At 63.3% G+C, this 24,116-nt stretch carries 26 protein-coding genes and 1 tRNA gene; 16 read left to right on the forward strand and 11 right to left on the reverse strand.

What is annotated here, in order from left to right; translation table 11 throughout:
* Positions 1 to 113 precede the first annotated feature (113 nt).
* The 5 genes from NKI16_RS06140 to NKI16_RS06160 form a co-directional block, all read right to left on the reverse strand.
* Positions 114 to 1,595, reverse strand: coding sequence for a hypothetical protein (locus NKI16_RS06140; RefSeq protein WP_352922338.1), 1,482 nt, complete (start codon positions 1,593 to 1,595; stop codon positions 114 to 116).
* A gap of 113 nt (positions 1,596 to 1,708) precedes the next feature.
* Positions 1,709 to 1,891: a hypothetical protein gene (locus NKI16_RS06145; RefSeq protein ID WP_254816845.1), complete on the reverse strand. Its 183-nt coding sequence runs from the start codon at positions 1,889 to 1,891 to the stop codon at positions 1,709 to 1,711.
* Positions 1,891 to 2,079: a DUF3606 domain-containing protein gene (locus NKI16_RS06150; protein WP_023675302.1), complete on the reverse strand. Its 189-nt coding sequence runs from the start codon at positions 2,077 to 2,079 to the stop codon at positions 1,891 to 1,893. Before NKI16_RS06150 ends, NKI16_RS06145 begins: the two co-directional genes overlap by 1 nt.
* A gap of 232 nt (positions 2,080 to 2,311) precedes the next feature.
* Entirely contained in the window at positions 2,312 to 2,542 is a 231-nt protein-coding gene (locus tag NKI16_RS06155; protein ID WP_023675303.1) for a hypothetical protein, read from the reverse strand.
* Positions 2,543 to 2,949: 407 nt separating this feature from the next.
* Positions 2,950 to 3,384, reverse strand: coding sequence for a DUF3597 domain-containing protein (locus NKI16_RS06160; RefSeq protein WP_023675304.1), 435 nt, complete (start codon positions 3,382 to 3,384; stop codon positions 2,950 to 2,952).
* Positions 3,385 to 3,705: 321 nt separating this feature from the next.
* On the opposite strand from NKI16_RS06160, the gene NKI16_RS06165 reads away from it, so the two are divergent.
* The 4 genes from NKI16_RS06165 to NKI16_RS06180 all read left to right on the forward strand — a co-directional run bounded on the left by NKI16_RS06165 (position 3,706) and on the right by NKI16_RS06180 (position 6,259).
* The gene (locus NKI16_RS06165; RefSeq protein WP_023675305.1) at positions 3,706 to 4,131 is read left to right on the forward strand and encodes a cupin domain-containing protein; all 426 of its coding nucleotides are present in this window, start codon (positions 3,706 to 3,708) and stop codon (positions 4,129 to 4,131) included.
* Between the two features lie 120 nt (positions 4,132 to 4,251).
* The gene (locus tag NKI16_RS06170; protein ID WP_352620298.1) at positions 4,252 to 4,851 is read left to right on the forward strand and encodes a YdeI/OmpD-associated family protein; all 600 of its coding nucleotides are present in this window, start codon (positions 4,252 to 4,254) and stop codon (positions 4,849 to 4,851) included.
* A 462-nt stretch (positions 4,852 to 5,313) separates the two neighbouring features.
* The gene (locus NKI16_RS06175; RefSeq protein WP_031211351.1) at positions 5,314 to 5,586 is read left to right on the forward strand and encodes a hypothetical protein; all 273 of its coding nucleotides are present in this window, start codon (positions 5,314 to 5,316) and stop codon (positions 5,584 to 5,586) included.
* Between the two features lie 265 nt (positions 5,587 to 5,851).
* Entirely contained in the window at positions 5,852 to 6,259 is a 408-nt protein-coding gene (locus tag NKI16_RS06180; RefSeq protein ID WP_023675307.1) for a hypothetical protein, read from the forward strand.
* A 215-nt stretch (positions 6,260 to 6,474) separates the two neighbouring features.
* Here NKI16_RS06180 and NKI16_RS06185 read toward each other — a convergent pair.
* A tRNA-Ser gene (locus tag NKI16_RS06185) sits at positions 6,475 to 6,564 on the reverse strand.
* Positions 6,565 to 6,991: 427 nt separating this feature from the next.
* Here NKI16_RS06185 and NKI16_RS06190 point away from each other — a divergent pair.
* The 3 genes from NKI16_RS06190 (at position 6,992) to NKI16_RS06200 (ending at position 9,249) form a co-directional block, all read left to right on the forward strand.
* A complete protein-coding gene (locus tag NKI16_RS06190) occupies positions 6,992 to 7,315 on the forward strand; it encodes a hypothetical protein (RefSeq protein ID WP_352620300.1) in 324 nt (107 codons plus the stop codon).
* 66 nt (positions 7,316 to 7,381) lie between these two features.
* Positions 7,382 to 8,044 carry a peptide-methionine (S)-S-oxide reductase MsrA gene (gene msrA / locus NKI16_RS06195; protein ID WP_352568194.1) on the forward strand — a complete coding sequence of 221 codons (663 nt, stop codon included), beginning with the start codon at positions 7,382 to 7,384 and terminating at the stop codon, positions 8,042 to 8,044.
* A 215-nt stretch (positions 8,045 to 8,259) separates the two neighbouring features.
* Positions 8,260 to 9,249, forward strand: a complete 990-nt coding sequence (locus tag NKI16_RS06200) for a BMP family lipoprotein (protein ID WP_023675310.1) — start codon at positions 8,260 to 8,262, stop codon at positions 9,247 to 9,249.
* A gap of 83 nt (positions 9,250 to 9,332) precedes the next feature.
* On the opposite strand, the gene NKI16_RS06205 is transcribed toward NKI16_RS06200, so the two are convergent.
* Positions 9,333 to 9,542: a SlyX family protein gene (locus tag NKI16_RS06205; RefSeq protein WP_031211352.1), complete on the reverse strand. Its 210-nt coding sequence runs from the start codon at positions 9,540 to 9,542 to the stop codon at positions 9,333 to 9,335.
* Between the two features lie 182 nt (positions 9,543 to 9,724).
* Between NKI16_RS06205 and NKI16_RS06210 the strand changes: the two genes are divergently transcribed.
* The 6 genes from NKI16_RS06210 to deoA are packed head-to-tail and all read left to right on the forward strand — an operon-like array spanning position 9,725 to position 15,899.
* Complete coding sequence (locus NKI16_RS06210) at positions 9,725 to 11,257, forward strand: ABC transporter ATP-binding protein (protein WP_352620303.1); 1,533 nt, start codon at positions 9,725 to 9,727, stop codon at positions 11,255 to 11,257.
* Entirely contained in the window at positions 11,254 to 12,393 is a 1,140-nt protein-coding gene (locus NKI16_RS06215; RefSeq protein ID WP_023675313.1) for an ABC transporter permease, read from the forward strand. The genes NKI16_RS06210 and NKI16_RS06215 overlap by 4 nt, the downstream gene beginning before the upstream one ends.
* Before the next feature lies 1 nt (position 12,394).
* A complete protein-coding gene (locus tag NKI16_RS06220) occupies positions 12,395 to 13,366 on the forward strand; it encodes an ABC transporter permease (RefSeq protein WP_352588275.1) in 972 nt (323 codons plus the stop codon).
* A 6-nt stretch (positions 13,367 to 13,372) separates the two neighbouring features.
* Positions 13,373 to 13,765, forward strand: a complete 393-nt coding sequence (gene cdd, locus NKI16_RS06225) for a cytidine deaminase (protein ID WP_292657331.1) — start codon at positions 13,373 to 13,375, stop codon at positions 13,763 to 13,765.
* Positions 13,762 to 14,580, forward strand: coding sequence for a purine-nucleoside phosphorylase (locus tag NKI16_RS06230; RefSeq protein ID WP_352620305.1), 819 nt, complete (start codon positions 13,762 to 13,764; stop codon positions 14,578 to 14,580). Before cdd ends, NKI16_RS06230 begins: the two co-directional genes overlap by 4 nt.
* Complete coding sequence (gene deoA, locus NKI16_RS06235; protein ID WP_352620307.1) at positions 14,580 to 15,899, forward strand: thymidine phosphorylase; 1,320 nt, start codon at positions 14,580 to 14,582, stop codon at positions 15,897 to 15,899. Before NKI16_RS06230 ends, deoA begins: the two co-directional genes overlap by 1 nt.
* On the opposite strand, the gene NKI16_RS06240 is transcribed toward deoA, so the two are convergent.
* The 3 genes from NKI16_RS06240 to NKI16_RS06250 form a co-directional block, all read right to left on the reverse strand.
* Positions 15,900 to 16,460, reverse strand: coding sequence for a TIGR02281 family clan AA aspartic protease (locus NKI16_RS06240; RefSeq protein WP_352568187.1), 561 nt, complete (start codon positions 16,458 to 16,460; stop codon positions 15,900 to 15,902). It abuts the gene before it with no gap.
* Between the two features lie 100 nt (positions 16,461 to 16,560).
* A complete protein-coding gene (upp, locus tag NKI16_RS06245) occupies positions 16,561 to 17,190 on the reverse strand; it encodes a uracil phosphoribosyltransferase (protein WP_023675320.1) in 630 nt (209 codons plus the stop codon).
* A 176-nt stretch (positions 17,191 to 17,366) separates the two neighbouring features.
* Entirely contained in the window at positions 17,367 to 18,341 is a 975-nt protein-coding gene (locus tag NKI16_RS06250) for an adenosine deaminase (protein ID WP_352620309.1), read from the reverse strand.
* A 167-nt stretch (positions 18,342 to 18,508) separates the two neighbouring features.
* On the opposite strand from NKI16_RS06250, the gene ubiE reads away from it, so the two are divergent.
* From ubiE to coaBC, 3 genes are all read left to right on the forward strand, one after another.
* Positions 18,509 to 19,285: a bifunctional demethylmenaquinone methyltransferase/2-methoxy-6-polyprenyl-1,4-benzoquinol methylase UbiE gene (gene ubiE / locus NKI16_RS06255; RefSeq protein WP_352588260.1), complete on the forward strand. Its 777-nt coding sequence runs from the start codon at positions 18,509 to 18,511 to the stop codon at positions 19,283 to 19,285.
* Positions 19,286 to 19,355: 70 nt separating this feature from the next.
* The gene (ubiB, locus tag NKI16_RS06260) at positions 19,356 to 20,930 is read left to right on the forward strand and encodes a 2-polyprenylphenol 6-hydroxylase (protein ID WP_352588257.1); all 1,575 of its coding nucleotides are present in this window, start codon (positions 19,356 to 19,358) and stop codon (positions 20,928 to 20,930) included.
* A 65-nt stretch (positions 20,931 to 20,995) separates the two neighbouring features.
* Positions 20,996 to 22,453, forward strand: coding sequence for a bifunctional phosphopantothenoylcysteine decarboxylase/phosphopantothenate--cysteine ligase CoaBC (coaBC, locus tag NKI16_RS06265; RefSeq protein WP_352620311.1), 1,458 nt, complete (start codon positions 20,996 to 20,998; stop codon positions 22,451 to 22,453).
* On the opposite strand, the gene NKI16_RS06270 is transcribed toward coaBC, so the two are convergent.
* Positions 22,450 to 23,907, reverse strand: a complete 1,458-nt coding sequence (locus tag NKI16_RS06270) for an MFS transporter (RefSeq protein ID WP_352620313.1) — start codon at positions 23,905 to 23,907, stop codon at positions 22,450 to 22,452. The genes coaBC and NKI16_RS06270 overlap by 4 nt on opposite strands.
* Positions 23,908 to 24,116: the final 209 nt, after the last annotated feature.

The raw sequence follows: 24,116 nt of genomic DNA on the forward strand, positions 1-24,116 counted from the left end.
TTCGAGACGGGACGCGGAGCAAAGAAATCAAAATCCCATAAGGATTTCGCCGCCTCGGCGCTGGCCACAGCTTCAGGAGGGAGGTGCGCACCGGCGCGCGAAGCTGCCGGGGCTCAGTCCGCGCGGGTGTAGATCACCGCGTAGTCGTCCGCGTAGGCCCGCTTCCAGCCCAGTTCGTCGAAGAACGGAACGCGGCTGTCGTCGGCGGTCAACAATGCCCAGCCTATCGTATATTTGTCGAGTTGGGCTTTCAGGATCGGCTTGCCCCGGCTGTGCCCCGTCTGCTCATCCGTTTCCGTAAAGCCATTCAGGAAGAGCTGATCCGCCCGGCCGTCGATAAACGTCTTGACGCCGTGGAAAATCAGCGTGCCGCCGAAATCGTAGGAGTTCAGCAGATTGCCCGACAGATTATGGGTTTGGGCGAAGGCCAGTGCGTCCCTCGCCGAGGTCTTCTGGCTCGGCGCGACCGGATAGGTCGTGAAGGCGGCAGCCGCCAAAACCAGCAAAACGGCAAGTCCAGCACAAATCCTGGAAAATTGCCGTGCGAAAAATTGTTCAAGTCCGTCGCGCTTTTCAGCCGCCCATTTCGCGGCTGAAAGCGCTGGATATTGTTGCGCGACCTCGACGGCAAGGACCACCGGCACGAGAAGAAAGAACAGGTACATGAACCGTATGTGGGTGAGATAGACGTGCAACGTGAAGACAAGGAACAGCGCCTTGGCCCAGCCAATGCGCAATCTCGACACGAGCAGCCCGAAAAACGCCACCAGCAGGGCCACCTCCTGGAGGGTGTGCCGCGAGGCGTCGAAGGGTTGCCACTCCGCAATGTAAGGCACCGCCTCATTGCCATAGGCCACGGTGAATGTGGCGAGTATGGCCTTGACGCCATAGGGATTGAGCAGGCTGACCAGCGGGCAAAGCAGCCCGAAAACGATCCACTTGGCCAGCAGCCAGGGGTTCGACAAGCGTGTGCGCGTGACGAGATCGAGGCCGGCGAAGGCGGCGATGACGAAACCGAAGGTGAAGGTGGCATGGAGATTGGCCCACAGGCAAAGCAGCGCCAGCAGCCATAAGGGCGGTGCTTTCTCGTTGCGTGCGGCCTGGAAAAGACCGGCGGTCCAGACGACGATGATGGGCAAGGTAAAGATGTGCGGCCGGGCGACATAGACTGGCCCGATCAAGAGCGCGAGAACCAGCGTCAGTCCTATCGCCAGCGTCGGCTTCAACCACGCGCTGAGATACCACGACGTCAAAAAGACCGTCAGCGCGATTATTGCAGTCGCCAGCAGCACCACGCCGTTCCAGCCGCCGGCTTCAAAGGCAATTGCAAGGAGAACCTGGCTAAGCCATTCCTTGGCGATCCATGGCTGGCCGGCAAAAGTATAGGAATAGATGTCGACGGTGGGGAATGTGCGGCTTGCCAGCATATCCATGCCGATCTTGATGTGCCACCAGCTATCAGGATCCTGCAGGAGGGAGGTGGCAAAGGCGAGGAGCGCCGCCGCCATCACGACCGCCGCCAGCAGGCAAAACATCAGCCTCACATGCCGTATGTCGTCTATCGACGGCCTCGCCTCACCAGATATCCCGCGCATATGGCATCCCTGAGCCGCGATAGCGGAAGGGATAGGCCGAATTTGTTAGAAAACCGATAAGCTGCAGGATTGCGGCCACAACCCTGTGCCGCGCGTCCAACCGGCTCGGCGGCTCAGCCCTCGGCCTTGAAGTTCTTGGCTTCCTTCTCGACCTTCGGGCTGTCCTTGCCGTGCTTGCGCATCAGATCCTTCGCCTGCTTCGGCGAAACGTCGGTGGTTTCGGCCAGGCGCAGAGCCTCCTTTTCGTCCGGATCGCGCGTCTTGCGGTCGGCCATTGCGGTTTTCTTGTCAGCCATTACGACGCTCTTATGCTTTCGGCGATTTCGTTCAGCACCTTGCGGTCGGTGCCGTGGCGCTTGATCAGCGTGCGTGCCTGATCCGGGGTGATGCCCGCTTCCTCGGCGAAGTGACGTACCTCGTAGTCTTCGCCGCCCGCCATTCGTGAGCGGTCGCGACTGTCGGTCTTGGTTTTGTCGTCGGCCATGGCAGCTCTCCTCATCTCGACGAGAGCATAACGGGCAAGATTTCAGCGAGTTCCTTCGAGCGTGTCGCCCAGTTGCCTGCCCTCGGGCATGACCGGGCATGCGCGGCGGTTTGCTCAAAGCAGGGGCTTGGCGTCAGGCCGGCCTTCGCGCACAAACAGGCTGGCCTCTTTGGCGGCGCTGCCAACCGCCCGCCACTGCTCCTGGGCGCAGCCTGGTATTCGTTCCGGATTGCTAATGGGAGCGATGGTCGAACACGACGCCCATGGTCCTACCAACGGCCGTCATGACGATAAGCTCGACCAGATCGTCGTCACTGTTGCCGCAGGCCGGGGCCGTCCTGCGAACGATGTCCAGCATCGCCCTCGTCGATATGGTGTCGCCGGCACCGAACCGTGAAAGCGCAGATGAAACAAGCTCTTGGGCCGTCAAGTCGGCGACGGTCACCCGCTGCACCACGTTCATTGGCTTCCTCCCACCATGAACCCTCTCCCGGGAGAATGATACGCCGAACGTCGCGTTTCGCCAGCGAAATGGTGGTCCTACCAGCGCGTGGGCAGCGACCGAAATCGTCGGTTTTGCGGGAGGCAATCCGGGCGCGAGGCGGCAGCGCTTTTGTGCCATGCGACTTCGCCATAGCCCCAATCCCGGCGGCCGGGATCGGTCTCAATTTTATTTACTGGCAGTCTGATGCTTGGCAGTGTGGTCTGCTCGGTTGCGGCCGAAGCCAGCGCAGCAAGAACCACGGTGCGGGCAGGACCGGGACGGTTCGTCGTTTCACGGAAACGCCGAACCGGTCTGTCTTTTTGTTTGACGCAATTCCGGACGGAAAACCGTTCACACGTTTTCCTGGAATTGCTTGTCTTGTGACTCTAGGCGGCCAGGTCGCTCGGAAGCTTGCCGCCATTCTCGGCCAGCTTTTTCATCAGTGCGTCGTGCAGCCACAGATTCATCGTTACAGTGTCGTTCATATCGCCGGTGTAGTTCAGCTCGTGGGCAAGCTCCTTGCGGGCGCCGAGGCTGCTGTCGATATTCAGAGCCTTCATCAGGTCGACGATCGAATTCTTCCAGTTGAGTTTCTGCCCCTTCGCGGCCACCGCCTTGTCGAGAATGGCAGCGATGTCCGGGGCAGAGGACGGCGCGGCCGGCGCGGCCGGAGCCGGGGTTGCAGCCGGGGCGGATCGGGTAGGCGCCGTCGGCTGGGTGGCCGTGCTCGAAGCAGGCGCGGGAGACGGTTGCGCCGGCGGCGCTTCGGCCGCAACCGCGTTTCCGAAAATCGCACCTTTGATACTGTCGAAAATGCCCATTGCTATCTCCTGTGTTGGCTCGACGGTGTGTTGCCTTGACGGTCGGTGGGGCGACCGTTGCCGAATGCCGCATTGAGCGCCCTGGTTGTACCGGACCACGAACGCAACGCAGGGGCAACTTAAAACTGGCTAAAAGGTAAAGGCTTGGTTGCATTGGGGAATCGGCTCAGTGATCCGGCCCGAGAGTAGAATAGGTCGGATCGCGGCCCGACAAATCGTCACGCGCTATGGGCGAGGGAACGGTCAGCAGCCAGTTTTGCTGACGCAGACCAGAAAAATCATCTAGATTCGTGTTCGCAATTCGCTGAGAGGAACGAAGCCATGACAGCAGTCGTCGCATCCGACAGGCTCGAACGTTCGCTGGTTTGGGCAGAGGACGATCCGTCGGTCAAATGGGCCGGCGCTTTCGCGGTTTACGGCGGGCACGGCACCACCCAGTCCTCGGTCATTGTCTACGAGATCGAGCCCGGCAAGCGGCTCGGCTGGCACAGCGACGCCACCGAAGAGACGCAATACATCATCGCCGGCACCGGCGAGCTGCACATCGAGGGCGGCAGCACCCACCCGGTCGGGCCCGGCAGCGTCCTGGTACTTCCGACGCCGGTCAGGCACGACCTCGTCAACACCGGCACCGAAACCCTGCGCGCCGTCGCTTTCTTTGCGGCGGCGATGTTCACGCAGACATTCGACGACGTCATGCTGCCGCCGAAATCCCATGTCCTCGGCACGCCCAATCGTGCGGGCTGAATGCGTGCCGGCGAGAATCACCAGGCCTGCGGATTGCGGACTCGGAGCTGAGATGAGCGCGCGCGCGGCCGGCAACCGGTTCGGCGTCGTTACGCGCCTGCGTCACGGGCGGACCGGCTGATGGCGCCCGTCAAGGTCGACCCCGCCAAGGTGCGCGAGTTCAGGGATGCCGAAAGCTTCCATGCCTGGCTTGGCGAGCATCACGACAGCGAGGACGAAGTCTGGATCAAGATCCATAAGCTCGATTCGGGACTGCCGTCGATCACTCCGAAGCAAGCCATCGACGTGGCGTTGTGCTGGGGCTGGATCGATGCGGTGCGCAAGGCCTTGGACGGCAAAAGCTACCTGCAGCGCTACACCCCGCGCGGCAAGAAGAGCACCTGGAGCCAGATCAATGTCGACAATGTCGCCCGGCTGATCGAGGAGGGCCGGATGACCGAGCACGGGCTGAGGCAGGTCGATGCGGCCAAGGCCGACGGCCGCTGGGCGCGCGCCTACAAGAGCGGCAAGGAGATGAAGATCCCCGACGACCTCCAGGCGGCAATAGACGCCGAGCCCACGGCGAAAGAGATGCTGGCAAAGCTCAGCGGCCAAAACCGCTTCGCACTCGCCTTCCGCATCCACAACATGAAAACCGAAGCCGGACGCAAGAAGAAGATCGCGGCGTTCGTGGAGATGCTGAAGCGCGGCGAGACGATCTATCCGCAGGGCAGAAAGTAACATCTGACGAGGCGTGCCGGCGCTGCGTCTTGTGCTTGTCCCTGTCGGCGAGCCCCGAATGCGGCCGGATCGCTGCTCAGGCCCACCTTCGATCCAGGCGATGTCGCCGACGATTTGTTTTCGACGAGCGTCGCCCGGCACTTCGACACCAGCTCTCATTCGTTTAGTTGATGCAGGAAAAAGTCTCGTCCTCACAGTCGGCATAGTATATTAGCAGGCGCTGTTATGAGGTTTTTGCCCGTTCAGGAGCCGACTGGCACGTGGGCCGTGTTTGATGCGACCGTGGACGTGCCTGCGGATTTCGCTGGCAGTTGCCTTATCGGCTTGCCGCGGGAGCGGGCGGAGTGGCTCGCAGCAAGAGCCAATCGAGATGCTGCAAAAGGCACTTCGATTTGCCGGTTGTCAGCTGCCGGACCGGCACAAGCCGCGGTTCTTAGACTTAGACCGATAGGAGAGATTTCGATGATGCAAGAAAGGGTAATGGCGGCTGCGTTGGCAGCCAGGAATCAGGAAGCGGATATTCGTGGTGTCTTCGACATCACCAACAAAACCGATGCGCCAATTGGCCCCCGCCGATTGGGCGAGGCTATCCACTTTGTCGCCAATGCACCTATCGTTGGCTATGATGTTCACGCCGCCGTCATCAGATATGGCCCACTCGGAACCCCCAGCCTCAGAGCAACAGATTGCGCACAGCTGTGGGAGAAGTTCGGCGAGGCCTTGCTGCAACACTGACGGGCAGACCTTTGGCGCGTATGGTACCACCATCGTGCAGGACACTTTCCTGGCGAGAACGACATGAAGCCTGCCCGGTAATGTTGCAATTAAATTAGCGTGAGTGCATATTTTTTGCTGGCTGGACTCGCAACCGGCCAGGCCCGGCGGCCGGCCGCCAACGGGCTGTCTGGCCGGCGACAAATGGCTCCGCAGGCTCGACGGTCCCTTGGCAAGATCGCCGGAACCACAGCATGATGCGGCAAAACGGGTTTGGGAGAATGACATGCCGAAGGTTTCGGAACTCTTTTTCAAGACAGCCATCATCTTTCTTATTCTGGGAATTGCAGCTGGCCTGCAGATGGCAATTTCAGGCGATCACGGCGCGTTTCCGGCTCACGCGCACATCAACCTGCTGGGCTGGGTCACCAGTGCAATATTCGGCGGCTATTATGCGCTGAACCCGGCGAAGGCTGCCCGCAGGAGCGCGATGATCCACTATGGCGTCTACAATCTCGGCCTGGTCGTGATGCTGCCGGCGCTTTACCTGATGCTGCAGGGAAATCCGGCGCTCGAGCCGATCGTGGCCACCGGCTCAATGATCGTCGCTGTCGCCGTGCTGATCTTTGCCTTCGTGGTTTTCTCCGCCGAAACAGAGCGCTCGGTCTCGGGAATACAAGCGGTCCCGCGCTAGACGGGGCGGCGCCGGTGCCGAGTCGACCAAGCCCGTGCTTCTGGTGAAGCGCGGGCCGATTGGTTGTAGGCTGATCTGAGGTAAGGGTGCGGCGAAGATGAAAGCCGCTCAGTAGCCTTCGCGCGCCCCTCTGCCTGCCTGCCTCAAGATACTGCATCGCAGCGGCAGTCGCCGTCCAGTGTCCCTTCAGACTCGGCGAGCCGGTGAGATTTAACTGGCGGAGAGAGCGGGATTCGAACCCGCGTTACGGTTTCCCGTAAACACACTTTCCAGGCGTGCGCCTTCAACCACTCGGCCACCTCTCCGTCCTTTTAGCATTTTCGACGCGGCCGGTTTCGCCGCGCGGGTTGGGGAGATGCATCTCCTTTGGGATTCCGGCCGGAATTCCGGCCGTGGGCGCCGTCAACCAGCGGATACCCTTTCCCCGCACCCGAGCCGTCAAAGCAACAGGCGCGGGGCTCATCTAGTCGATCCGGTGCCGAATGCCAAGACATAACGGCAGTCTATTCGCTTTGCCGGATAGGGATGCTCAGCCCATGTTATCGGAGCACCCGTTGGGAGCCTATCGAAACGATCGGCGGAGGTGTGCTTGCCGTCCGGCGCGCCACCGGTTCCGGCGAACCGGCGGTCGCGGGTTCAACTTCACGTGTCGCGATTGCGGATAAAGCGCGCAGGTCCTATTTAACAGTCCGACACGACATTCTGATAAACTCCTGGGGAGGAAGGGTCCGGATGTTCCGCTTCGTCTTTCGTTTCGCTGCAATGGTCGCGCTTTCGGTTTCGGTCATCATGGCCGTGCTCGATGCGACCCGCTCGGTGGCGGCTTCGGCGCTGGTGATGACCCCGCTCAACACCAGCTGGCTCGCTGTTTCGCCGGATACGCGCAGCGCCTTCGAAAGCTTCGTCCGCGATAAGATCAACCCGCTGCTGTGGGACGGTGCCATCGCCTGGGTGCTCAGTCAGCCCGGCTTTGCCGTGTTCGCGGTGCTGGCGTTCATTCTTTATGCCATCGGTTACAGGCGGCAGCGCCCCAGCGGGCGGTTCGCCGCAACCTGACATTTCCAGCCTGACCCGGTGTTCCCGTACCAGGAAGGCTCAACCAAAAAGAAAAGGAAGCCACACATGTTTCTCAGCGACATGCTGAACAAGAAGCTCAACCTGCCGAAACCCTCCGAGGCGTTGCCCGGCCGCGACCGGCCGATCCCGACGGCATCGAAGCACTTTGTCTCGAACAGGCCGCTCAAGGGTCCTTATCCCGAAGGGATGGAAACGGCGATGTTCGGGCTGGGCTGCTTCTGGGGCGCCGAGCGCCTGTTCTGGCAAGTCGAGGGCGTCTGGGTCACGGCGGCCGGCTATGCCGGCGGCGTCACGCCCAACCCGACCTATCAGGAAACCTGCACGGGGCTCACCGGCCATGCCGAAGTCGTGCTCGTCGTCTACGACCCCAAGATCGTGTCCTATGCCGAGCTCTTGAAGCTGTTCTGGGAAAGCCACGACCCGACGCAAGGCATGCGCCAGGGCAATGATGTCGGCACCACCTACCGCTCGGCGATCTATACGTTCAACGACGCGCAGTACCAGGCGGCGCTCGCCTCGCGCGATGCCTACGAGGGTTCGCTGCGCGGCGCCGGACGCGGCAAGATCACCACGGAGATCGCGCCGGCGCCGGAATTCTACTTCGCCGAGGAAGACCACCAGCAATATCTGGCGAAGAACCCCTACGGCTATTGCGGCCTGCAGGGAACCGGCGTCTCCTGCGCCATTCCGGCCGCCGTCTCCGCCTGATTTTATGCCCCTGACGCAAGGAATATGCTGTGGCGCCGCGATGCGGCGCCATGCTTTTCCAAAGGGTCAAAATTCCACGTGAATTTTGTTTCGGGCCGTGCCAGATTGACCCGAAGCGGGAGGAAGACACTCCTGCCCGACGCCGTATGCCTGCCGGAGAACCGGGCCGGAATGCGGTGCATAATGGACAAATAACTGACAGGGGTGTGGATCACATGAAACGTATCGTTCTCGGCCTTATGGCCGCAGCTGCAATGGTTCTTCCGGCCTTCGCCGCGGACATTCAACCCGCGATCCTCTATGATCTCGGCGGCAAGTTCGACAAATCGTTCAACGAGGCGTCGTTCAACGGCGCTGAAAAGTTCAAGACCGAGACCGGCATCCCCTATGTGGAATTCGAGGTCAGCAACGCCACCCAGCGCGAGCAGGCGCTACGCCGTTTCGCCGAGGACGGTCGCAACCCCATCGTCATGGCGGGCTTCTCGTGGGCTGACGCGCTTGACAAGATCGCCACCGAGTTCCCCGACACCAAATTCGCCATCATCGACATGGTCGTCGACAAGCCCAATGTCCGCTCGCTGGTCTATAAGGAGCAGGAAGGCTCCTACCTCGTCGGCGTGATGGCGGCGATGGCTTCCAAGACCAAGAAGGTCGGCTTCGTCGGCGGCATGGACATTCCGCTGATCCGCAGGTTCGGCTGCGGCTATGTCGGCGGCGCAAAGGCGGCCGGCGCCACCGACGTCATCCAGAACATGACCGGCGATACGCCGGCAGCCTGGAACGATCCGGCCAAGGGCGGCGAGATCGCCAAGACACAGATCGACCAGGGCGCCGACGTGGTCTACGCGGCGGCAGGCGGCACCGGTGTCGGCGTGCTGCAGGCAGCGGCCGACGCCGGCAAGCTCGGCATCGGCGTCGATTCCAACCAGAACGGCCTGCAGCCCGGCAAGGTGCTGACCTCCATGGTCAAGCGCGTCGACGTTGCCGTCTACAACACCTTCATGGATGCCAAGGACGGCAAATTCACGGCCGGCGTCAACGATCTCGGCCTCAAGGAAGGCGGCGTCGACTACGCCATGGACGACAACAACAAGGCGCTTGTCGACGATGCGATGAAGGCGGCGGTCGAAAAAGCCAAGGCCGACATCATCGCCGGCACCATCAAGGTGCATGACTACATGTCGGACAATGCCTGCCCGTATTGATCGATTGCCGTTATTGATCGACTGGCACTGCTGAACTGACGAGCCGCCGGGTGAAGCCCGGCGGTTTTGTCTTGTCGGCCCGCTCACCAGTGCGGCGGCTTTGTCACCGGCACATCGGGTGCGGCCTGTTCTTCCAGCGCCAGGAAGCGCTCGGCCAGCGCGTCGAGCTTGCGCTGCATGCGCTCGATCACCTTCCACTGCTCGGCGATCTGGCCGGACAGTTCTTCGATGGTCTTCTCCTGCTCGGCGGCGCGGATTTCCAGCGTCGTCAGCCGGTCCTCGGGCATGGTCATTTTGAAATCCTCGATCAGGCGATTGTGCAGGCTGCGGCCACGTTGGAAATTGACAAGCATGGCGGGATTTGTCGAGAGTGAACCCTGCTCCGGCCAATTGGCACGGACCCAATTGGCACAGACTGGGCGTCATGCTAGGCGTTTGACCAAGCGGTAAAAAAATAACAGTGGGAACAGGCTGCATGGCGCAAGCCGCAATCGAGCTGATCGGCATCGACAAGAGCTTTGGCGCCGTGCGCGCCAACCGCGACATCAATCTGGAGATTATGCGCGGCACTATCCATGGCATCGTCGGCGAAAACGGCGCCGGCAAGTCGACGCTGATGTCGATCCTCTATGGTTTCTACCAGGCCGATTCCGGCGAAATCCGTGTCGGTGGGCAGCCGGCATCGATCAAGACACCGAATGATGCGATCGCGCTCGGCATCGGCATGGTGCATCAGCATTTCATGCTGGTCGACAATTTCTCGGTGCTGGAAAACGTCATTCTCGGCGCCGAAAGCGATGCGCTGCTGAAGAAGAGCATCGCCAAGGCGCGTTCCGAGCTGGAGCGGCTCGAGCGCGAATACGGGCTCGAAGTTGATCCGGACGCCATCATCGAGGAGTTGCCGGTCGGCCTGCAGCAACGCGTCGAAATCCTCAAGGCGCTCTATCGCGGCGCCGAGATCCTGATCCTCGACGAGCCGACAGGCGTGCTGACGCCGGCCGAGGCCGACCACCTGTTCCGCATCCTCAGGCAGTTGAAGGAGCAGGGCAAGACGATCGTGCTGATCACCCATAAGCTGCGCGAGATCATGGCGATCACCGACACGGTCTCGGTGATGCGCCAGGGCACGATGGTGGCGACACGCGAAACCAGGAAGACCACGGTCGAGGAGCTGGCCGAACTGATGGTCGGCCGGCGCGTGCTGCTGCGCGTCGAAAAGGGCGAGGCGAAGGCCGGCGGCGTCAAGCTCGCGGTCAAGAACCTGACGGTGAAGGATTCCCGCGGCGTCACCATGGTCGACGACGTCTCTTTCGATGTCCATGCCGGCGAGATCGTCGGCATTGCCGGCGTCGCCGGCAACGGGCAGTCCGAATTGCTCGAGGCGATTTCCGGCATCAGGCATGCCGTTTCGGGCTCGGTCATGCTCGACGGCAAGCCGATCGACCTCACCGGCGCCGCCGACCCTGGCGAGCTGCGCGAGCGCGGCCTTGCCCATGTGCCGGAGGACCGCCATCATGTCGGGCTGGTGCTGGCCTTCGAGGAGAACGAGAATTCGATCCTCGGCTACCAGGACGACGAGCGCTATCTGAAGGGGCCGTTCCTTGACATTGACGCCATCCGTAACGATGCCCGGGACAAGATCGTCAAATATGATATCCGCCCGACGGACTGCCGCCTCAAGACCGCCAATTTCTCCGGCGGCAACCAGCAGAAGATCGTGCTTGCGCGGGAAATGGAACAAGATCCCGGCGTGTTGATCGTCGGCCAGCCGACGCGCGGCGTCGATGTCGGAGCCATCGAATTCATCCACAAGCGCCTCATCGCCATGCGCGACCAGGGCAAGGCGGTGCTGGTGGTTTCGGTCGAGCTCGACGAGATCCGCTCGCTGTCCGACCGCATCCTGGTGATGTTTGCCGGCCGCATCGTCGGCGAACGCGGCCCCGACGCGACCGAGGGCGAGCTCGGCCTGCTGATGGCCGGCGTCGAGCAGCGCGAGGCGGCGGAATGAGCACTCCCTATGCCAAGCTGCCGGCCTGGGCCGACTACGTCCTGATCCCGCTGATCAACCTGTTCGTCGCCTTCGTCGTTGCCGGCTTCGTCGTCATATTGGTTGGCGAGAACCCACTGCGCGCAGCCGTCGTCCTGGTCGAGGGTGCCTTCGGCCGCGGCCAAGGCATCGCGTTCACGCTTTTCTATGCCACCACCTTCATCTTCAGCGGGCTTTCGGTGGCGGTTGCGGCGCATTGCGGCCTGTTCAACATCGGTGGCGAGGGCCAGGGCTATATCGCCGGTCTCGGCATTGGCATTGTTTGCCTGGCCTTCGACAGCGTGCTGCCTTGGTGGCTGACCTTCCCGATCGCCATTATCGCCGCCGCGGCGATGGGCGCGCTGTGGGCGCTGATCCCGGCCTATCTGCAGGCCAAGCGCGGCTCGCACATCGTCATCACCACCATCATGTTCAATTTCATCGCCGCCAGCGTCATGGTCCGTGCGCTGGTCGGGTACTTGAAGCCCCCCGCCTCGATGGCACCGCAGACGCGCACCTTCCTCGAAGGCGCGCAACTGCCGAAGCTCAACTGGGTCATCGAGTTGTTCGGCGCCAAAATCCGTTCGGCGCCATTCAACGTCAGTTCCCTGCTGGCGCTAGCCATGGCCTTCCTGGTGTGGGTGCTGATCTGGCGCACCAAGCTCGGCTACGAGATGCGCACCTATGGCCACAGCCCGAAAGCGGCGCGCTATGCCGGCATTTCGGAGATCCGCATCATCATTATCGCGATGATGATCTCGGGCGCGCTAGCCGGCATGATGGCGCTCAACCCGACGATGGGCGACCAGCACAATGTCGCACTCGAATTCGTTTCGGGCGCCGGTTTCGTCGGCATCGCGGTGGCGCTGATGGGCCGCCTGCATCCGGTCGGCATCGTCATGGCGGCAATATTGTTCGGCATGCTCTACCAGGGCGGCGCCGAACTCGCCTTCGAGATGCCGGCGATCAGCCGCGACATGATCGTTATCATCCAGGGCCTCGTCATCCTGTTCGCCGGCGCGCTCGAGCATATGTTCCGGCCCTACGTCCAGGCGTTGTTCGCCTCGCTCAGCCCGAAATCGGTCGGCATGGAAGCGGTCAAGGGGAAGGGCGCCTGAGATGGATTTCTTCAACGCCATCGTACAGGTCCTGGACTCGACCATCCGCCTGTCGGTGCCCTTGCTGCTCGCCTGTCTCGCCGGCCTCTACTCGGAGCGGGCCGGCGTCTTCGACATCGGGCTCGAGGGCAAGATGCTTGCCGGCGCCTTCGCCGGTGCGGCCGCCGCCTCGGTCTTCCACTCGGCCTATCTCGGCCTCGGCATGGCCATCCTCATTTCGGTCGCCTTCGCGCTAATCCACGGCTTTGCCTCGATCACCCATCGCGGCAACCAGATCGTTTCCGGCGTCGCGATCAATTTCATTGCCGCCGGATCGACGATCATGCTCGGCCAGGCCTGGTTCCAGCAAGGCGGGCGCACGCCGGCGCTGGCCGCCGGCGAGCGGTTCGAGGCAATCATCTGGCCGGGCGCGGAGGCGTTCAGGAGCGTGCCGATCCTCGGGCCGATCTATTCGGAACTCATCTCCGGCCATTCCGTGCTGGTCTATCTCGCCTTCCTGGCCGTGCCGTTCACCTGGTGGGTGCTGTTTCGCACCCGCTTCGGCTTGCGCCTGCGCGCCGTCGGCGAGAACCCGGCCGCGGTCGACACCGCCGGCATATCGGTCGCCTGGCTGCGCTACCGGGCGCTGATCTGCACCGGCGTGCTCACCGGCATTGCCGGTGCCTATCTGTCGATGGTGCAGAATGGCGGCTTCGTGAAGGACATGACCGCCGGCAAGGGCTATATCGCGCTGGCCGCGCTGATCTTCGCCAAATGGAAACCGGTCAACGCCATGTTCGCCTGCCTGCTGTTCGGCTTCCTCGACGCGGCGTCGATCCGCCTGCAAGGCACGCCGCTGCCGCTGATCGGCAAGGTGCCGGTGCAATTCATGCAGGCGCTGCCCTATGTGCTGACCGTCATCCTGCTTGCCGGGTTCATCGGCAAGGCAATCCCGCCGCGCGCCGGCGGCGTGCCTTATGTCAAGGAACGCTGATCTATCATGGCTCATGATCTGTTCGAAGCGGCGAAAGCCGCCATGGCCAAGGCCTATGCGCCCTATTCGAAATTTCCGGTCGGCGCGGCGTTGCGCACCGAGGACGGCCGTGTCTTTGCCGGCGCCAATGTCGAGATCGCGTCCTATCCGGAGGGCTGGTGCGCCGAAACCACCGCACTTGCCAACTACATCATGGGCGGCGGCGGCAAGATCACTGAAATCGCCGTGATCGCCGAACGCGTGGCAAAATGCTCGCCCTGCGGCGGCTGCCGGCAGCGGCTGGCGGAATTCTGCCGGCCGGAGACGAAGTTCTATCTCTGCGATGATAGCGGCGTGGTTGAGACCGTGACCATGGGCGAGTTGCTGCCATACGGGTTTGAAGGCGATGTGCTGAAATGAAGGAAGCGCTCGATCACCTCGTCGAAAGGCTGGACGGGCTGGCGCCGACCACCGCCTTGGTGCTGGGGTCAGGGCTTGGCGGGCTTGTCGACCAGGTCGAGGATGCGGTGCGCATCTCCTACGCCGACTTGCCGGGGTTTCCCCGAAGCGGCGTCAGCGGCCATGCCGGCGAGGTGGTGGCGGGGCTCTTTGCCGGCACGCCGGTGCTGATGCTGTCCGGCCGGGCGCATTATTACGAGCACGGCAACGCGGCGGCGATGCGGCCGGCACTCGAGGTGCTCGCCGGCCTCGGCATCTCCAGGCTGATCCTCACCAACGCCGCCGGTTCGGTCGATCCCGGGATGGGCCCGGGCTCGGTGATGCTGATCACCGACCACATCAATTTCTCGGGCTCCAACCCGCTGATCGGCGAACCGAGCGACCGCCGTTTCGTCGGCCTGACCGAAGCCTACGACGCCGGTCTCCGCTCCGCCATCGAGCAGGCGGCGAAGGCCACCGGTACCACGCTGCACAAGGGCGTCTATATGTGGTTCTCCGGCCCATGCTTCGAGACGCCCGCCGAGATCCGCATGGCGCGCGTCATGGGCGCCAACGCGGTCGGCATGTCGACGGTGCCGGAGGTCATTCTCGCCCGCTTCCTTGGGCTGCGCGTCGCCGCGTGTTCGGTCGTGACCAACCTTGCCGCCGGCATGACCGGAGCCGAGCTGTCGCACCAGGAGACCAAGGACATGGCGCCGGTCGGCGGCGCGCGGCTGGCGACCATTCTGCAGCGTGTTTTTCAGGACGGGTTTCCGGAGCACAGGATCGACGCCTGATGCTTCCCCAGGAAATCATCCGCCGCAAGCGCGACGGCCAGAAGCTCTCGGCTGAGGAGACAGCGTTCTTCATCGAGGGTCTGACCGCCGGCACAGTCACCGACGCGCAGGTCGGCGCCTTTGCCATGGCGGTGTTCTTCAACGGCATGAGCCGCGACGAGGCGGTGGCGCTGACTATGGCGATGCGCGATTCCGGCGATGTGCTCGACTGGTCGGATCTGCCCGGCCCGGTCACCGACAAGCATTCGACGGGCGGCGTCGGCGACAATGTCTCCTTGATGCTGGCGCCGATCGTCGCTGCCTGCGGCGCCTATGTGCCGATGATTTCCGGCAGGGGTCTGGGCCATACCGGGGGCACACTGGACAAGATGGATGCGATCGCCGGCTATATCAGCCAGCCGGATGTTGCGCGCTTCCGCAAGACCGTGCTCGAAACCGGCTGTGCCATCATCGGCCAGACCGCCGATCTGGCACCCGCCGACGCCAGGCTCTACGCCATCCGCGATGTGACGGGAACGGTGGAATCGGTGCCGCTGATCACCGCCTCGGTCCTGTCGAAGAAGCTGGCGGCCGGCCTCAATTCGCTGGTGCTCGACGTCAAGGTCGGCAACGGCGCCTTCATGGAGAAATCGCGCGACGCAACCGCACTGGCCAACAGCCTGGTCGACGTCGCCAATGGCGCCGGCCTTAAGGCCTCGGCGCTGGTCACCGGCATGAACGAGCCGCTGGCGTCCGCCGCCGGCAATGCGGTCGAGGTGCGCAACGCCGTCGATTTTCTCACCGGCCGCTTTCGCGACCGGCGGCTGGAGGACGTGACGCTGGCGCTGGCCGCCGAGATGCTGCAATCGGCAGGCCTGGTGTCGTCCAACCAGGACGGCCTGCGCCGCGCCGCCGAAACGCTGGCCGGCGGCCGCGCCGCTTCCATCTTCGCGCGCATGGTGGCGGCACTGGGTGGTCCCGTCGACTTTGTCGACAATCCGGAAAAATATTTGCCGAAAGCGGCAACGGAATTCGCGGTCAAGGCGAGCGCGAACGGCTTTGTCACCGGCATCGCGACCCGCGAGATCGGGCTTGCCGTGGTCGGGCTTGGCGGCGGGCGGACGCGGCCCGACGACAGGATCGATCACGCCGTCGGCATCACCAGGCTGTTGCCGGTCGGCGCTGAAGTGCGGGCCGGCGAAGCGCTGGCGCTGGTCCATGCCCGCAATACCGGGGATGCCGCGGCGGCCGCGGCCGCCGTGCTTTCGGCCTATACCATCGGCACTTCCAAACCGGCCACGGAGAAAACCGTCATCCGGCGGATCCTGCCGCGCGGGTAATCACTGAACCAGCAGCAGCTTGCCGTCTTCGACCTGGTATTTTTCGAGCCGCTGCAGAAAGCTCATGCCGATCAGGTTGGTGTGCAGCGCCCTGTCGTCGAGCACGACGGCCTCGACGCCCTCGACGGTGATCTTGCCGATCTGCAGGCGATCAATCGTCACCACGGCGGCCTTGATCGCACCATTGGCGGTGTTGACCTGATGGCTGAAGTCCGTCGAATTGAGCGAGATGCCGATCCTGCGCGCAGTCGAGGTGTTGATGGCGACGAGCGTGGCACCGGTATCGATCATGCCGTCGATCTGGCGGCCGTTCAACTTGAAGACCGACATGAAATGCCCGCGCGAGTCCGCGGTGACGACGACCTTGCGGCCGAGCGGCTGCGGCGTTGTGGGCCTGTCCGGGACGGCGGCGAGATTCAGGTCGGTTTGTGTGTCGGCCGGCCTGGCTCCGATGGCGGATTTCAACAGCCGCTCGATTACCTGTGAATTGGACTGATAGACGATCGGCAGCGATGCCGACGTTCCGGCAAACACGCCAAGGATGAGGAGCTTGCGCAGCATGGACCGGCCTTTGTGGTTGCCGATCCTTAGTCCGACATGGTGATTGCCGCTTTAACGAGTGCGGAAACCAGCCGTTTGCGTAAACAATCGGTAAACGGATCTATTTGGTGCCGTACATGCGGTCGCCGGCATCGCCGAGACCCGGCATGATGTAGCCCTTTTCGTTGAGCTGCCGGTCGATGGAAGCGGTGAAGACCGGAACATCGGGATGCGCCTGGGTAAACCGCTCGAGGCCCTCTGGTGCCGCCAACAGGCAGAGGAAGCGGATGTTGGTGGCACCGCGGCCTTTCAGCTTGTCGATCGCCGCGATCGCCGAATTGGCGGTCGCCAGCATCGGATCGACGACGATCACCAGCCGGTCGGCGAGGTCGCCCGGCGCCTTGAAGAAATACTCGACCGCTTCCAGCGTCTCATGGTCGCGATAGAGGCCGATATGGGCGACACGCGCCGCCGGCACCAGATCGAGCAGGCCTTCGAGCAAGCCGTTGCCGGCGCGCAGCACCGAGGCGAAGACCAGTTTTTTGCCCTCCAGCGTCGGCGCCTCCATCGTCTCGATCGGCGTCTCGATCGTAGTCGTCGTCAGTTCCAGGTTGCGGGTGACCTCGTAGCCGAGCAGCAGCGAGATCTCGCGCAGCAGCCGCCGGAAGCCGGCCGTCGAAGTTTCCTTCTTGCGCATGATGGTCAGCTTGTGCTGGACAAGCGGATGGTCGACGACGGTAACGCCCTTCATGGTGTTCTCCAACTGCGCAGGTGAATAGTGGATGGTGAATGGTGAATAGTGAATAGTGAACTGGTTTGCGAGTCCTTGGTTGCGCGGAAAACTCGCGGTTGACGAACCGAAGCGCCGGGTGAACCATTCACCATTCACCATTCACCATTCACCATTCACCATTCACCATTCACCATTCACCTGCCCTTGGCGCCGAGCCTGCCCAGCAGCACCGCCCTGGTCTTCCTGTCGACGAAGGCTGCCTCGAGGGCCGTCCTGGTGACGGCGGTGAGCGCCTTGTCGTCCATCGCAAAATGCTCGGCAGCGATGTCGTATTCGCGTTTCAGCGAGGTCCAGAAATAGGGCGGGTCATCGGAGTTGAGCGTCACCTTGCAGCCCGCAACCCGCAAGGCGGGGAAGGGATGGTCGGCGAAGCTGTCGAAGACTTTCAGGGCGATGTTGGAGCCAGGGCAGCATTCGAGCACGACGCCTTCGTCGGCGATGCGCCGCACAAGCTCGGGGTTCTCGATGGCGCGCACGCCATGGCCGATGCGAGACGGGCGGATGTGGTCGAGTGCCGCCTCGACGCTCTCCCAGCCCATCAATTCGCCGGCATGGACGGTGATGCCGAGGCCGGCCTCGCGGGCGATCTCGAAGGCCCTGACATAATCTTCCAGGTCGCCTATCCGCTCGTCGCCGGCGACGCCGAAACCGGTGACCAGCGGATGCCCGCAGCGGGCGGCGAAACGCGCCGCCCGCTCGATCGATTCGACACCGAAATTGCGCACGCCGGTGACGATCATGCGGCCTTCGATGCCGGTCTTCGCCTTGGCGCGGGCCATGCCTTCGCCGAGCGCGTCGGTATAGGCCTTCGGCGACAGCCCGGCCTTGCTGGCATGGTCGGGCGAGGTGAAAACCTCGGAATAGATGGCGCCGTCGCGGGCGAGGCTGGTCAGGTAATGGTCGGCCAGCCGCGCATAGTCTTCTTCGGTGCGGAACAGGTCCGACGAGAAGTCGTAGGCGGCGAGGAAAGAGGTGAAGTCGTGCCAGACGAAGGAGCCGTCCTGGATGTAGGGCGAGGCATCCTTGCCGTATTTCTCAGCCTGGCGGAGGACGAGTTCAGGCGCCGCTGCCCCTTCGATGTGGCAGTGCAGTTCTGCTTTCAAAGGCATTCAATTATCCCGTCAGGCTTTTTCTTATGACGCAGGTTCCTGTCGGAAAACCGTGTGACACTTTTCCGGAACCTGCTTCGAAGCGCGGCCGAACACCGCGCCTTAAACAATAGCGCCCGCACCATCGATCGGCTATGGTCCCGCCGATTTTATGGCGGATCAAAACGATGTCGGTTGAAAGAACCACGGCTGCGGGCGGCATGGAAACCTCCTATGGTTTCAGGCGGGTAGGGCCAGGCGACAAGCAGTCCCTGGTCAATGACGTTTTCCACAAGGTGGCGAACCGCTACGACCTGATGAACGACCTGATGTCGGCCGGGTTGCATCGGTTGTGGAAGGACGCCATGGTCGCCTGGCTCAATCCACCGAAGCGGCCGGGCTGGAGCGTTCTCGACGTTGCCGGCGGCACCGGCGATGTCGCCTTCCGCATCGTCGAGGCGAGCGGCAGGCACGCTCATGCAACGGTTCTCGATATCAACGGCTCGATGCTCGCCGTCGGCCGCGACCGGGCCGAGAAAAAAGGCCTGTCGGCAAATACCGATTTCGTCGAAGCCAATGCCGAGGAACTGCCTTTTGCCGACGCCACTTTCGACGCCTACACCATCGCTTTCGGCATCCGCAACGTGCCGCGCATCGATGTGGCGCTTGCCGAAGCCTATCGCGTGCTGAAGCCTGGCGGGCGCTTTCTCTGCCTTGAATTCTCCGAGGTCGAGATGCCGCTGCTCGACAAGGTCTATGAGGCATGGTCGTTCAACGCCATTCCGCGGATCGGCAAGGTGGTGACCGGTGATGGCGAGCCCTATTCCTATCTGGTCGAATCGATCCGCAAGTTTCCCAATCAGCAGAATTTCGCGGCGATGATTTCGCGCGCGGGCTTCGAGCGCGCCTCGTTCCGCAATTATTCCGGCGGCATCGCCGCGCTCCACTCGGGCTGGAAGCTTTGAGGCTGGCCCGTATCTTTCGTACTCAATGTGCTCTTCGCCGGTCTAGGAAATCGGCGAGGCAAAGCCAGCCATGAGCAGCATCGGCGCTGGTTTCAGGCTCGTACGGGCCGGCTGGGTGCTGGTCCGCGAGGGTGTCATCGCGGCTTTGCCCGGTGACGAGCTCTTCGGCTTGCCGAAATTCGGCTGGCGCATGGCCCGGCTGTTCACCCGCCGTCGCGCGCTTGCCTATGAGCGCGGCGACAGGCTGGCCAAGGCGGTCGTGCGGCTCGGCCCGTCCTACGTCAAGCTCGGCCAGTTCCTGGCGACACGGCCGGATGTCGTCGGAAACGATATCGCGTTTGATCTCGCCATGCTGCAGGACAAGATGCAGACGTTTCCGAAGGCCGAGGCTGTCGCCGCGATAGAGGCCTCGCTCGGACGCAAGGTCGACGAGCTCTATGTCAGTTTTGGCGAGGCCGTCGCCGCCGCCTCGATCGCCCAGGTTCATACCGCCGAAGCCCTGCAGGACGGCGTCATTACCCGGGTAGCAGTAAAGGTCATCCGGCCGGGCGTGCGCCGCCGGTTCTTTCGCGATCTCGAGAGCTATTTCCTCGCCGCCCGGCTGCAGGAAAAATACATCCCGTCGTCGCGCCGGCTGCGGCCGGTCGAGGTGACCGAGACACTGGCCCAGACGACCAAAATCGAAATGGATTTGAGGCTGGAGGCGGCGGCTTTTTCGGAGCTCGGCGAGAATACCAAGGACGATCCCGGCTTCCGTGTGCCGTCGGTCGACTGGGAGCGCACCGGTCGTGACGTGCTGACCATGGAATGGGTCGACGGCATCAAGATGAACGATATTGCCGGCCTAGCCGCCGCCGGCCACGACCTGAAGGCGATTGCCGCCAACCTCGTTCAGTCGTTTCTGCGCCATACGCTGCGTGACGGTTTCTTCCACGCCGACATGCACCCGGGCAACCTGTTTATAGAAGCCGACGGCACCATCGTCGCCGTCGATCTCGGCATTGCCGGCCGGCTCGGCAGGAAGGAGCGCCGGTTCCTCGCCGAAATCCTCTACGGCTTCATCACGCGCGATTACCAGCGCGTCGCCGAAGTTCATTTCGAGGCCGGCTACGTGCCGCGCCAGCACAATGTCGCGGCTTTCGCCCAGGCGATCCGGGCAATCGGCGAACCGATCCACGGCCAGCCGGCCGAGACCATCTCGATGGCCAAGCTGTTGACGCTGCTGTTCGAGGTGACCGACCTCTTCGACATGGCGACGCGGTCCGAGCTGGTGCTGCTGCAGAAGACCATGGTCGTTGTCGAAGGCGTCGCCCGCACCCTCGACCCGGCCTTCAACATGTGGAAGACGTCGGAGCCGGTGGTGAGCGGCTGGATTGCCCGCAATCTCGGCCCGCGCGCGCTGCTGGCCGATGCGCGCGACGGTGCCAGCGCGCTGCTGGCGCTGGCCCGCCAGGCACCGGACCTCGCAGCCCGCACCGAGCGGCTGTCGCGTGAGATCGACCTGATGGCCGAACACGGCCTGCGCTTCGACGAAAGGACTGCGCGCGCCATCGGCAAGGCCGAGGCACGCTACACCCGCTCCGGCCGGCTGGCGCTGTGGGTGATCGCGCTGACGCTGGTTTATATCGCCTGGCGTATATTCTAGCGCTTGTTGCAAAGTGATTGCATTGCTATCATTGCACTCAGAACTTCCGGGCAAGGTGCAATCAGATGGCCAGCATCACGATCCGCAACCTTGATGACGAGGTCAAGGACCTGCTGCGCCGACTGGCGGCGGAGAATGGCCGGTCGATGGAAGACCAGGCGCGGGTGATGATCCGCGCAGCGGTCGAAGGTCAGTTCGGTTCGGCCGGTCGCATCGACCAGATCGAGAAAACACTGCGCGAACTGACGAGTTCGCAGAGTCCGGCAACGCCGGTGGTCGCCGTCTCCAGCCCGCGAGGCATCCTCTCCGGCAAGCGCATCCTGCTGATCATCGGCGGCGGCATCGCCGCCTACAAGGCGCTCGACCTGATCCGCCGGCTGCGCGAGCGCGGTGCGGCAGTGCGGGTGGTGATGACCGCGGCGGCGCAGGAGTTCGTCACTACGCTGTCGGCCGGGGCGCTGTCCGCCGACCATGTTTTCACCGAACTGTTCGATCGGCAGGACGAGCACGACATCGGCCATATCAGGCTGTCGCGCGAGGCCGACCTTTTGGTCGTGGCGCCGGCCACCGCCGACCTGATGGCAAAGCTCGCCAACGGCCACGCCAACGACCTTGCCTCGACGGTGCTCATCGCCACCGACAAGGAGGTTTTGATGGCGCCGGCGATGAACCCGAAAATGTGGGCGCATCCGGCGGTCCGCCGCAACCGCGCGATGCTGGGCAAGGACGGCGTCGCATTCGTCGGCCCGGCGAAAGGCGAGATGGCCGAAAGCAACGAGGTGGGCGAGGGCCGCATGGCCGAGCCGCTGAAGATCGTCACCGCGATCGAGGCGCTGCTCGACAGCCGGCCAAAGCCGCTGGCAGGCAGGAGGATCATCGTCACTTCCGGACCGACGCATGAACCGATCGACCCGGTGCGCTACATCGCCAACCGCTCGTCGGGCAAGCAGGGCCACGCCATTGCGGCGGCGCTGGCCAGGCTCGGCGCCGATGTGCGTCTCGTCTCCGGCCCGGTCGGCATTGCCGATCCGGCCGGCGTTGCCACGCTGCACGTCGAAACCGCCGTCGAGATGAAGGACGCGGTCGAGCAGTTGCTGCCGGCCGACGCGGCGGTGTTCGTCGCGGCTGTCGCCGACTGGCGCACTCAAAGTTCGGCCGGGGAAAAGATCAAGAAGATGGCGGGCGAGGGGCCGCCCTCGCTGCAGATGGTGGAAAATCCCGATATTCTTGCCGGTGTCGGGCACCACAAAAAGCGGCCGATGCTGGTGGTCGGTTTCGCCGCGGAGACGCAGGATCTGGTCAGGAATGCCGAGGCCAAGCTCGCAAAAAAGGGCGCCGATCTTATCGTCGCCAATGATGTCTCCCATGAAGATGGTTCCCCGGGCGTGATGGGCGGCGACCGCAACAAGGTGCGAATCGTCTCGAAGGCCGGCGTCGAGGAATGGCCGGAGATGAGCAAGGACGAGGTGGCGACGCGGCTCGCGGCACTAATCGCCGACCGGCTGAAGACGGTCGTTGTCTAGTCAATCTCCCCCACGGAGATTGACAGCTTCGCCGGCTTCGTGTCGGTCGTCCCCGAAATCCGCAGGGCGGCGAGGCATCCCAGGATGCCGAGCGGTATGAAGGCGAGGAACAGCCAGGCGGCGACGTTCGCCGCGGCCTCGCGGTTCAGGCCTTCGGAAAAGCCGCTGGCGTTGGCGACGATGCCGGTCAGTGCCGCACCCACGGCATAACCGATGCGCTGCATGGTCGGCACAGCGGCCGAGGCGATCGTCTGCTCGCCTTCCTTGGCCGATGCCACGATCACACGCGTGACGAACGGCCAGGCGATGCCGAAACCGCCGCCTTGCAGCAAGGCACAAAGCAGGATCAACGGGATAGAGCCCGCCGGCACCGTATAGGCGAAACCGGCGACGCCCGTGGCGATCATCAGCGCCCCGCCGACGATGATCAGCCGCTCTCGCTCTGGCGGCGCATTGGCGACGAGGATCGACAGGATCGACCAGGCGATCGATTCGGCGGCGATGATGTAGCCGGTGGTCAGGATCGGAATGCCGTGCAGGCTGGTCAGAAGCAGCGGCCCGTAGACCGCGAACGAGCAGGTCGCCACCGAAAACGCCGCGACCATAGTCATGCCCGCGCCGACCGGCGAGCGCCATGAGAACAGCCGCGACGGGAACAGGCGCGAGCGCGGCTTCAGTGCGTCGATATAGATAAACAGCGCCAGGCCGATCAGGCCGAGGGTGAGCAGCAGCGACGAGCGCAGCAGGGCGATGTCGACGCCGGCAGTGGCAATCAGCACGACGCTGCCGGCGAGGCAGCCAAGTGCCGCAAAGGGGAAGGGCGGCGCCGAGCCGCCCTTCGCCTGCGGCCTCGTTGCTTCAGGCGTATCGAGCACGAGGAAGCTTGCCAGCGCCATGGCCGTGCCGCCGAGGGTGAAGACGCCGAAGGCCCAGCGCCAGGACGAGAATTCGGTCATGACCGCGCCGAGCACCGGCCCGCTGAAGGCGGCGACACCCCAGATCGCCGACATGACGCCGAAAAGCTGCGGCCAGATCGCGCGGGCAAACAGCCGCTCGACCGAGACGAAGGCCAGCGACACCAGCGCGCCGCCACCGAGCCCTTCGATCAGGCGGCCGCAGAGGAACAGCGGCATCGAAGGCGCGGTGGCGCAGACCAGCGCGCCGACGGCATAGAGCATTGCGGCGACCATCATGTTGGTACGCAGCGCGACATAGCTCACCAGCCGTCCGGCGGCCGCACCGGCAACGATGGCGCCGAACTCGTAGATCGCCAGCGACCAGCCGACCAGTTGCACGCCGGCGAGGTCGCCGACCATGGCCGGCATGACCGTTGCTACCATGGTTTCGTTGGTGGCGTGCAGCAGGATGCCGAGGCCGATAAAGCAGAAGCGCGCCAGGTCGCCGCTCGCCCACAGCGCGCGCCAATCGACCCCGTTTGTGCTTGTTTTGGTCATCCAGCCCCCCGAGCTTCCCTAGACGCTGGTCTAAAATATTGGAGCGCTCTTCGTCTCCAAATGGGCACGCGGCGCTTCGGGGACGGCTTGTAAAACCTCAACCGCAGTTGAGTTCAAGCGGTTTCCGGTGTGCTGAGATGATGATGTAGGCGGGAAGCCAGGGTGATCGTGCATCTCGGCTCCACGATCAACCCGCTCTGCGGCGCAAC

The sequence above is a fragment of the Mesorhizobium sp. M0698 genome, from assembly GCF_040320455.1.
GTDB lineage: Bacteria > Pseudomonadota > Alphaproteobacteria > Rhizobiales > Rhizobiaceae > Mesorhizobium.

Bases quoted from the DNA above. Each gene is read 5' to 3' on its own strand.
- NKI16_RS06210 (WP_352620303.1), top strand. From the start codon at position 9,725: ATGGCGCAAGCCGCAATCGAGCTGATCGGCATCGACAAGAGCTTTGGC.
- ubiE (WP_352588260.1), top strand. From the start codon at position 18,509: ATGTCGGTTGAAAGAACCACGGCTGCGGGCGGCATGGAAACCTCCTAT.
- NKI16_RS06180 (WP_023675307.1), top strand. From the start codon at position 5,852: ATGCCGAAGGTTTCGGAACTCTTTTTCAAGACAGCCATCATCTTTCTT.
- ubiB (WP_352588257.1), top strand. From the start codon at position 19,356: ATGAGCAGCATCGGCGCTGGTTTCAGGCTCGTACGGGCCGGCTGGGTG.
- NKI16_RS06165 (WP_023675305.1), top strand. From the start codon at position 3,706: ATGACAGCAGTCGTCGCATCCGACAGGCTCGAACGTTCGCTGGTTTGG.
- NKI16_RS06190 (WP_352620300.1), top strand. From the start codon at position 6,992: ATGTTCCGCTTCGTCTTTCGTTTCGCTGCAATGGTCGCGCTTTCGGTT.
- NKI16_RS06170 (WP_352620298.1), top strand. From the start codon at position 4,252: ATGGCGCCCGTCAAGGTCGACCCCGCCAAGGTGCGCGAGTTCAGGGAT.
- coaBC (WP_352620311.1), top strand. From the start codon at position 20,996: ATGGCCAGCATCACGATCCGCAACCTTGATGACGAGGTCAAGGACCTG.
- NKI16_RS06175 (WP_031211351.1), top strand. From the start codon at position 5,314: ATGATGCAAGAAAGGGTAATGGCGGCTGCGTTGGCAGCCAGGAATCAG.
- NKI16_RS06150 (WP_023675302.1), bottom strand. From the start codon at position 2,079: ATGGCCGACGACAAAACCAAGACCGACAGTCGCGACCGCTCACGAATG.
- NKI16_RS06145 (WP_254816845.1), bottom strand. From the start codon at position 1,891: ATGGCTGACAAGAAAACCGCAATGGCCGACCGCAAGACGCGCGATCCG.
- NKI16_RS06220 (WP_352588275.1), top strand. From the start codon at position 12,395: ATGGATTTCTTCAACGCCATCGTACAGGTCCTGGACTCGACCATCCGC.
- NKI16_RS06155 (WP_023675303.1), bottom strand. From the start codon at position 2,542: ATGAACGTGGTGCAGCGGGTGACCGTCGCCGACTTGACGGCCCAAGAG.
- NKI16_RS06250 (WP_352620309.1), bottom strand. From the start codon at position 18,341: ATGCCTTTGAAAGCAGAACTGCACTGCCACATCGAAGGGGCAGCGGCG.
- NKI16_RS06240 (WP_352568187.1), bottom strand. From the start codon at position 16,460: ATGCTGCGCAAGCTCCTCATCCTTGGCGTGTTTGCCGGAACGTCGGCA.
- NKI16_RS06270 (WP_352620313.1), bottom strand. From the start codon at position 23,907: ATGACCAAAACAAGCACAAACGGGGTCGATTGGCGCGCGCTGTGGGCG.
- cdd (WP_292657331.1), top strand. From the start codon at position 13,373: ATGGCTCATGATCTGTTCGAAGCGGCGAAAGCCGCCATGGCCAAGGCC.
- NKI16_RS06205 (WP_031211352.1), bottom strand. From the start codon at position 9,542: ATGACCATGCCCGAGGACCGGCTGACGACGCTGGAAATCCGCGCCGCC.
- upp (WP_023675320.1), bottom strand. From the start codon at position 17,190: ATGAAGGGCGTTACCGTCGTCGACCATCCGCTTGTCCAGCACAAGCTG.
- msrA (WP_352568194.1), top strand. From the start codon at position 7,382: ATGTTTCTCAGCGACATGCTGAACAAGAAGCTCAACCTGCCGAAACCC.
- NKI16_RS06160 (WP_023675304.1), bottom strand. From the start codon at position 3,384: ATGGGCATTTTCGACAGTATCAAAGGTGCGATTTTCGGAAACGCGGTT.
- NKI16_RS06140 (WP_352922338.1), bottom strand. From the start codon at position 1,595: ATGCGCGGGATATCTGGTGAGGCGAGGCCGTCGATAGACGACATACGG.
- NKI16_RS06200 (WP_023675310.1), top strand. From the start codon at position 8,260: ATGAAACGTATCGTTCTCGGCCTTATGGCCGCAGCTGCAATGGTTCTT.
- deoA (WP_352620307.1), top strand. From the start codon at position 14,580: ATGCTTCCCCAGGAAATCATCCGCCGCAAGCGCGACGGCCAGAAGCTC.
- NKI16_RS06215 (WP_023675313.1), top strand. From the start codon at position 11,254: ATGAGCACTCCCTATGCCAAGCTGCCGGCCTGGGCCGACTACGTCCTG.
- NKI16_RS06230 (WP_352620305.1), top strand. From the start codon at position 13,762: ATGAAGGAAGCGCTCGATCACCTCGTCGAAAGGCTGGACGGGCTGGCG.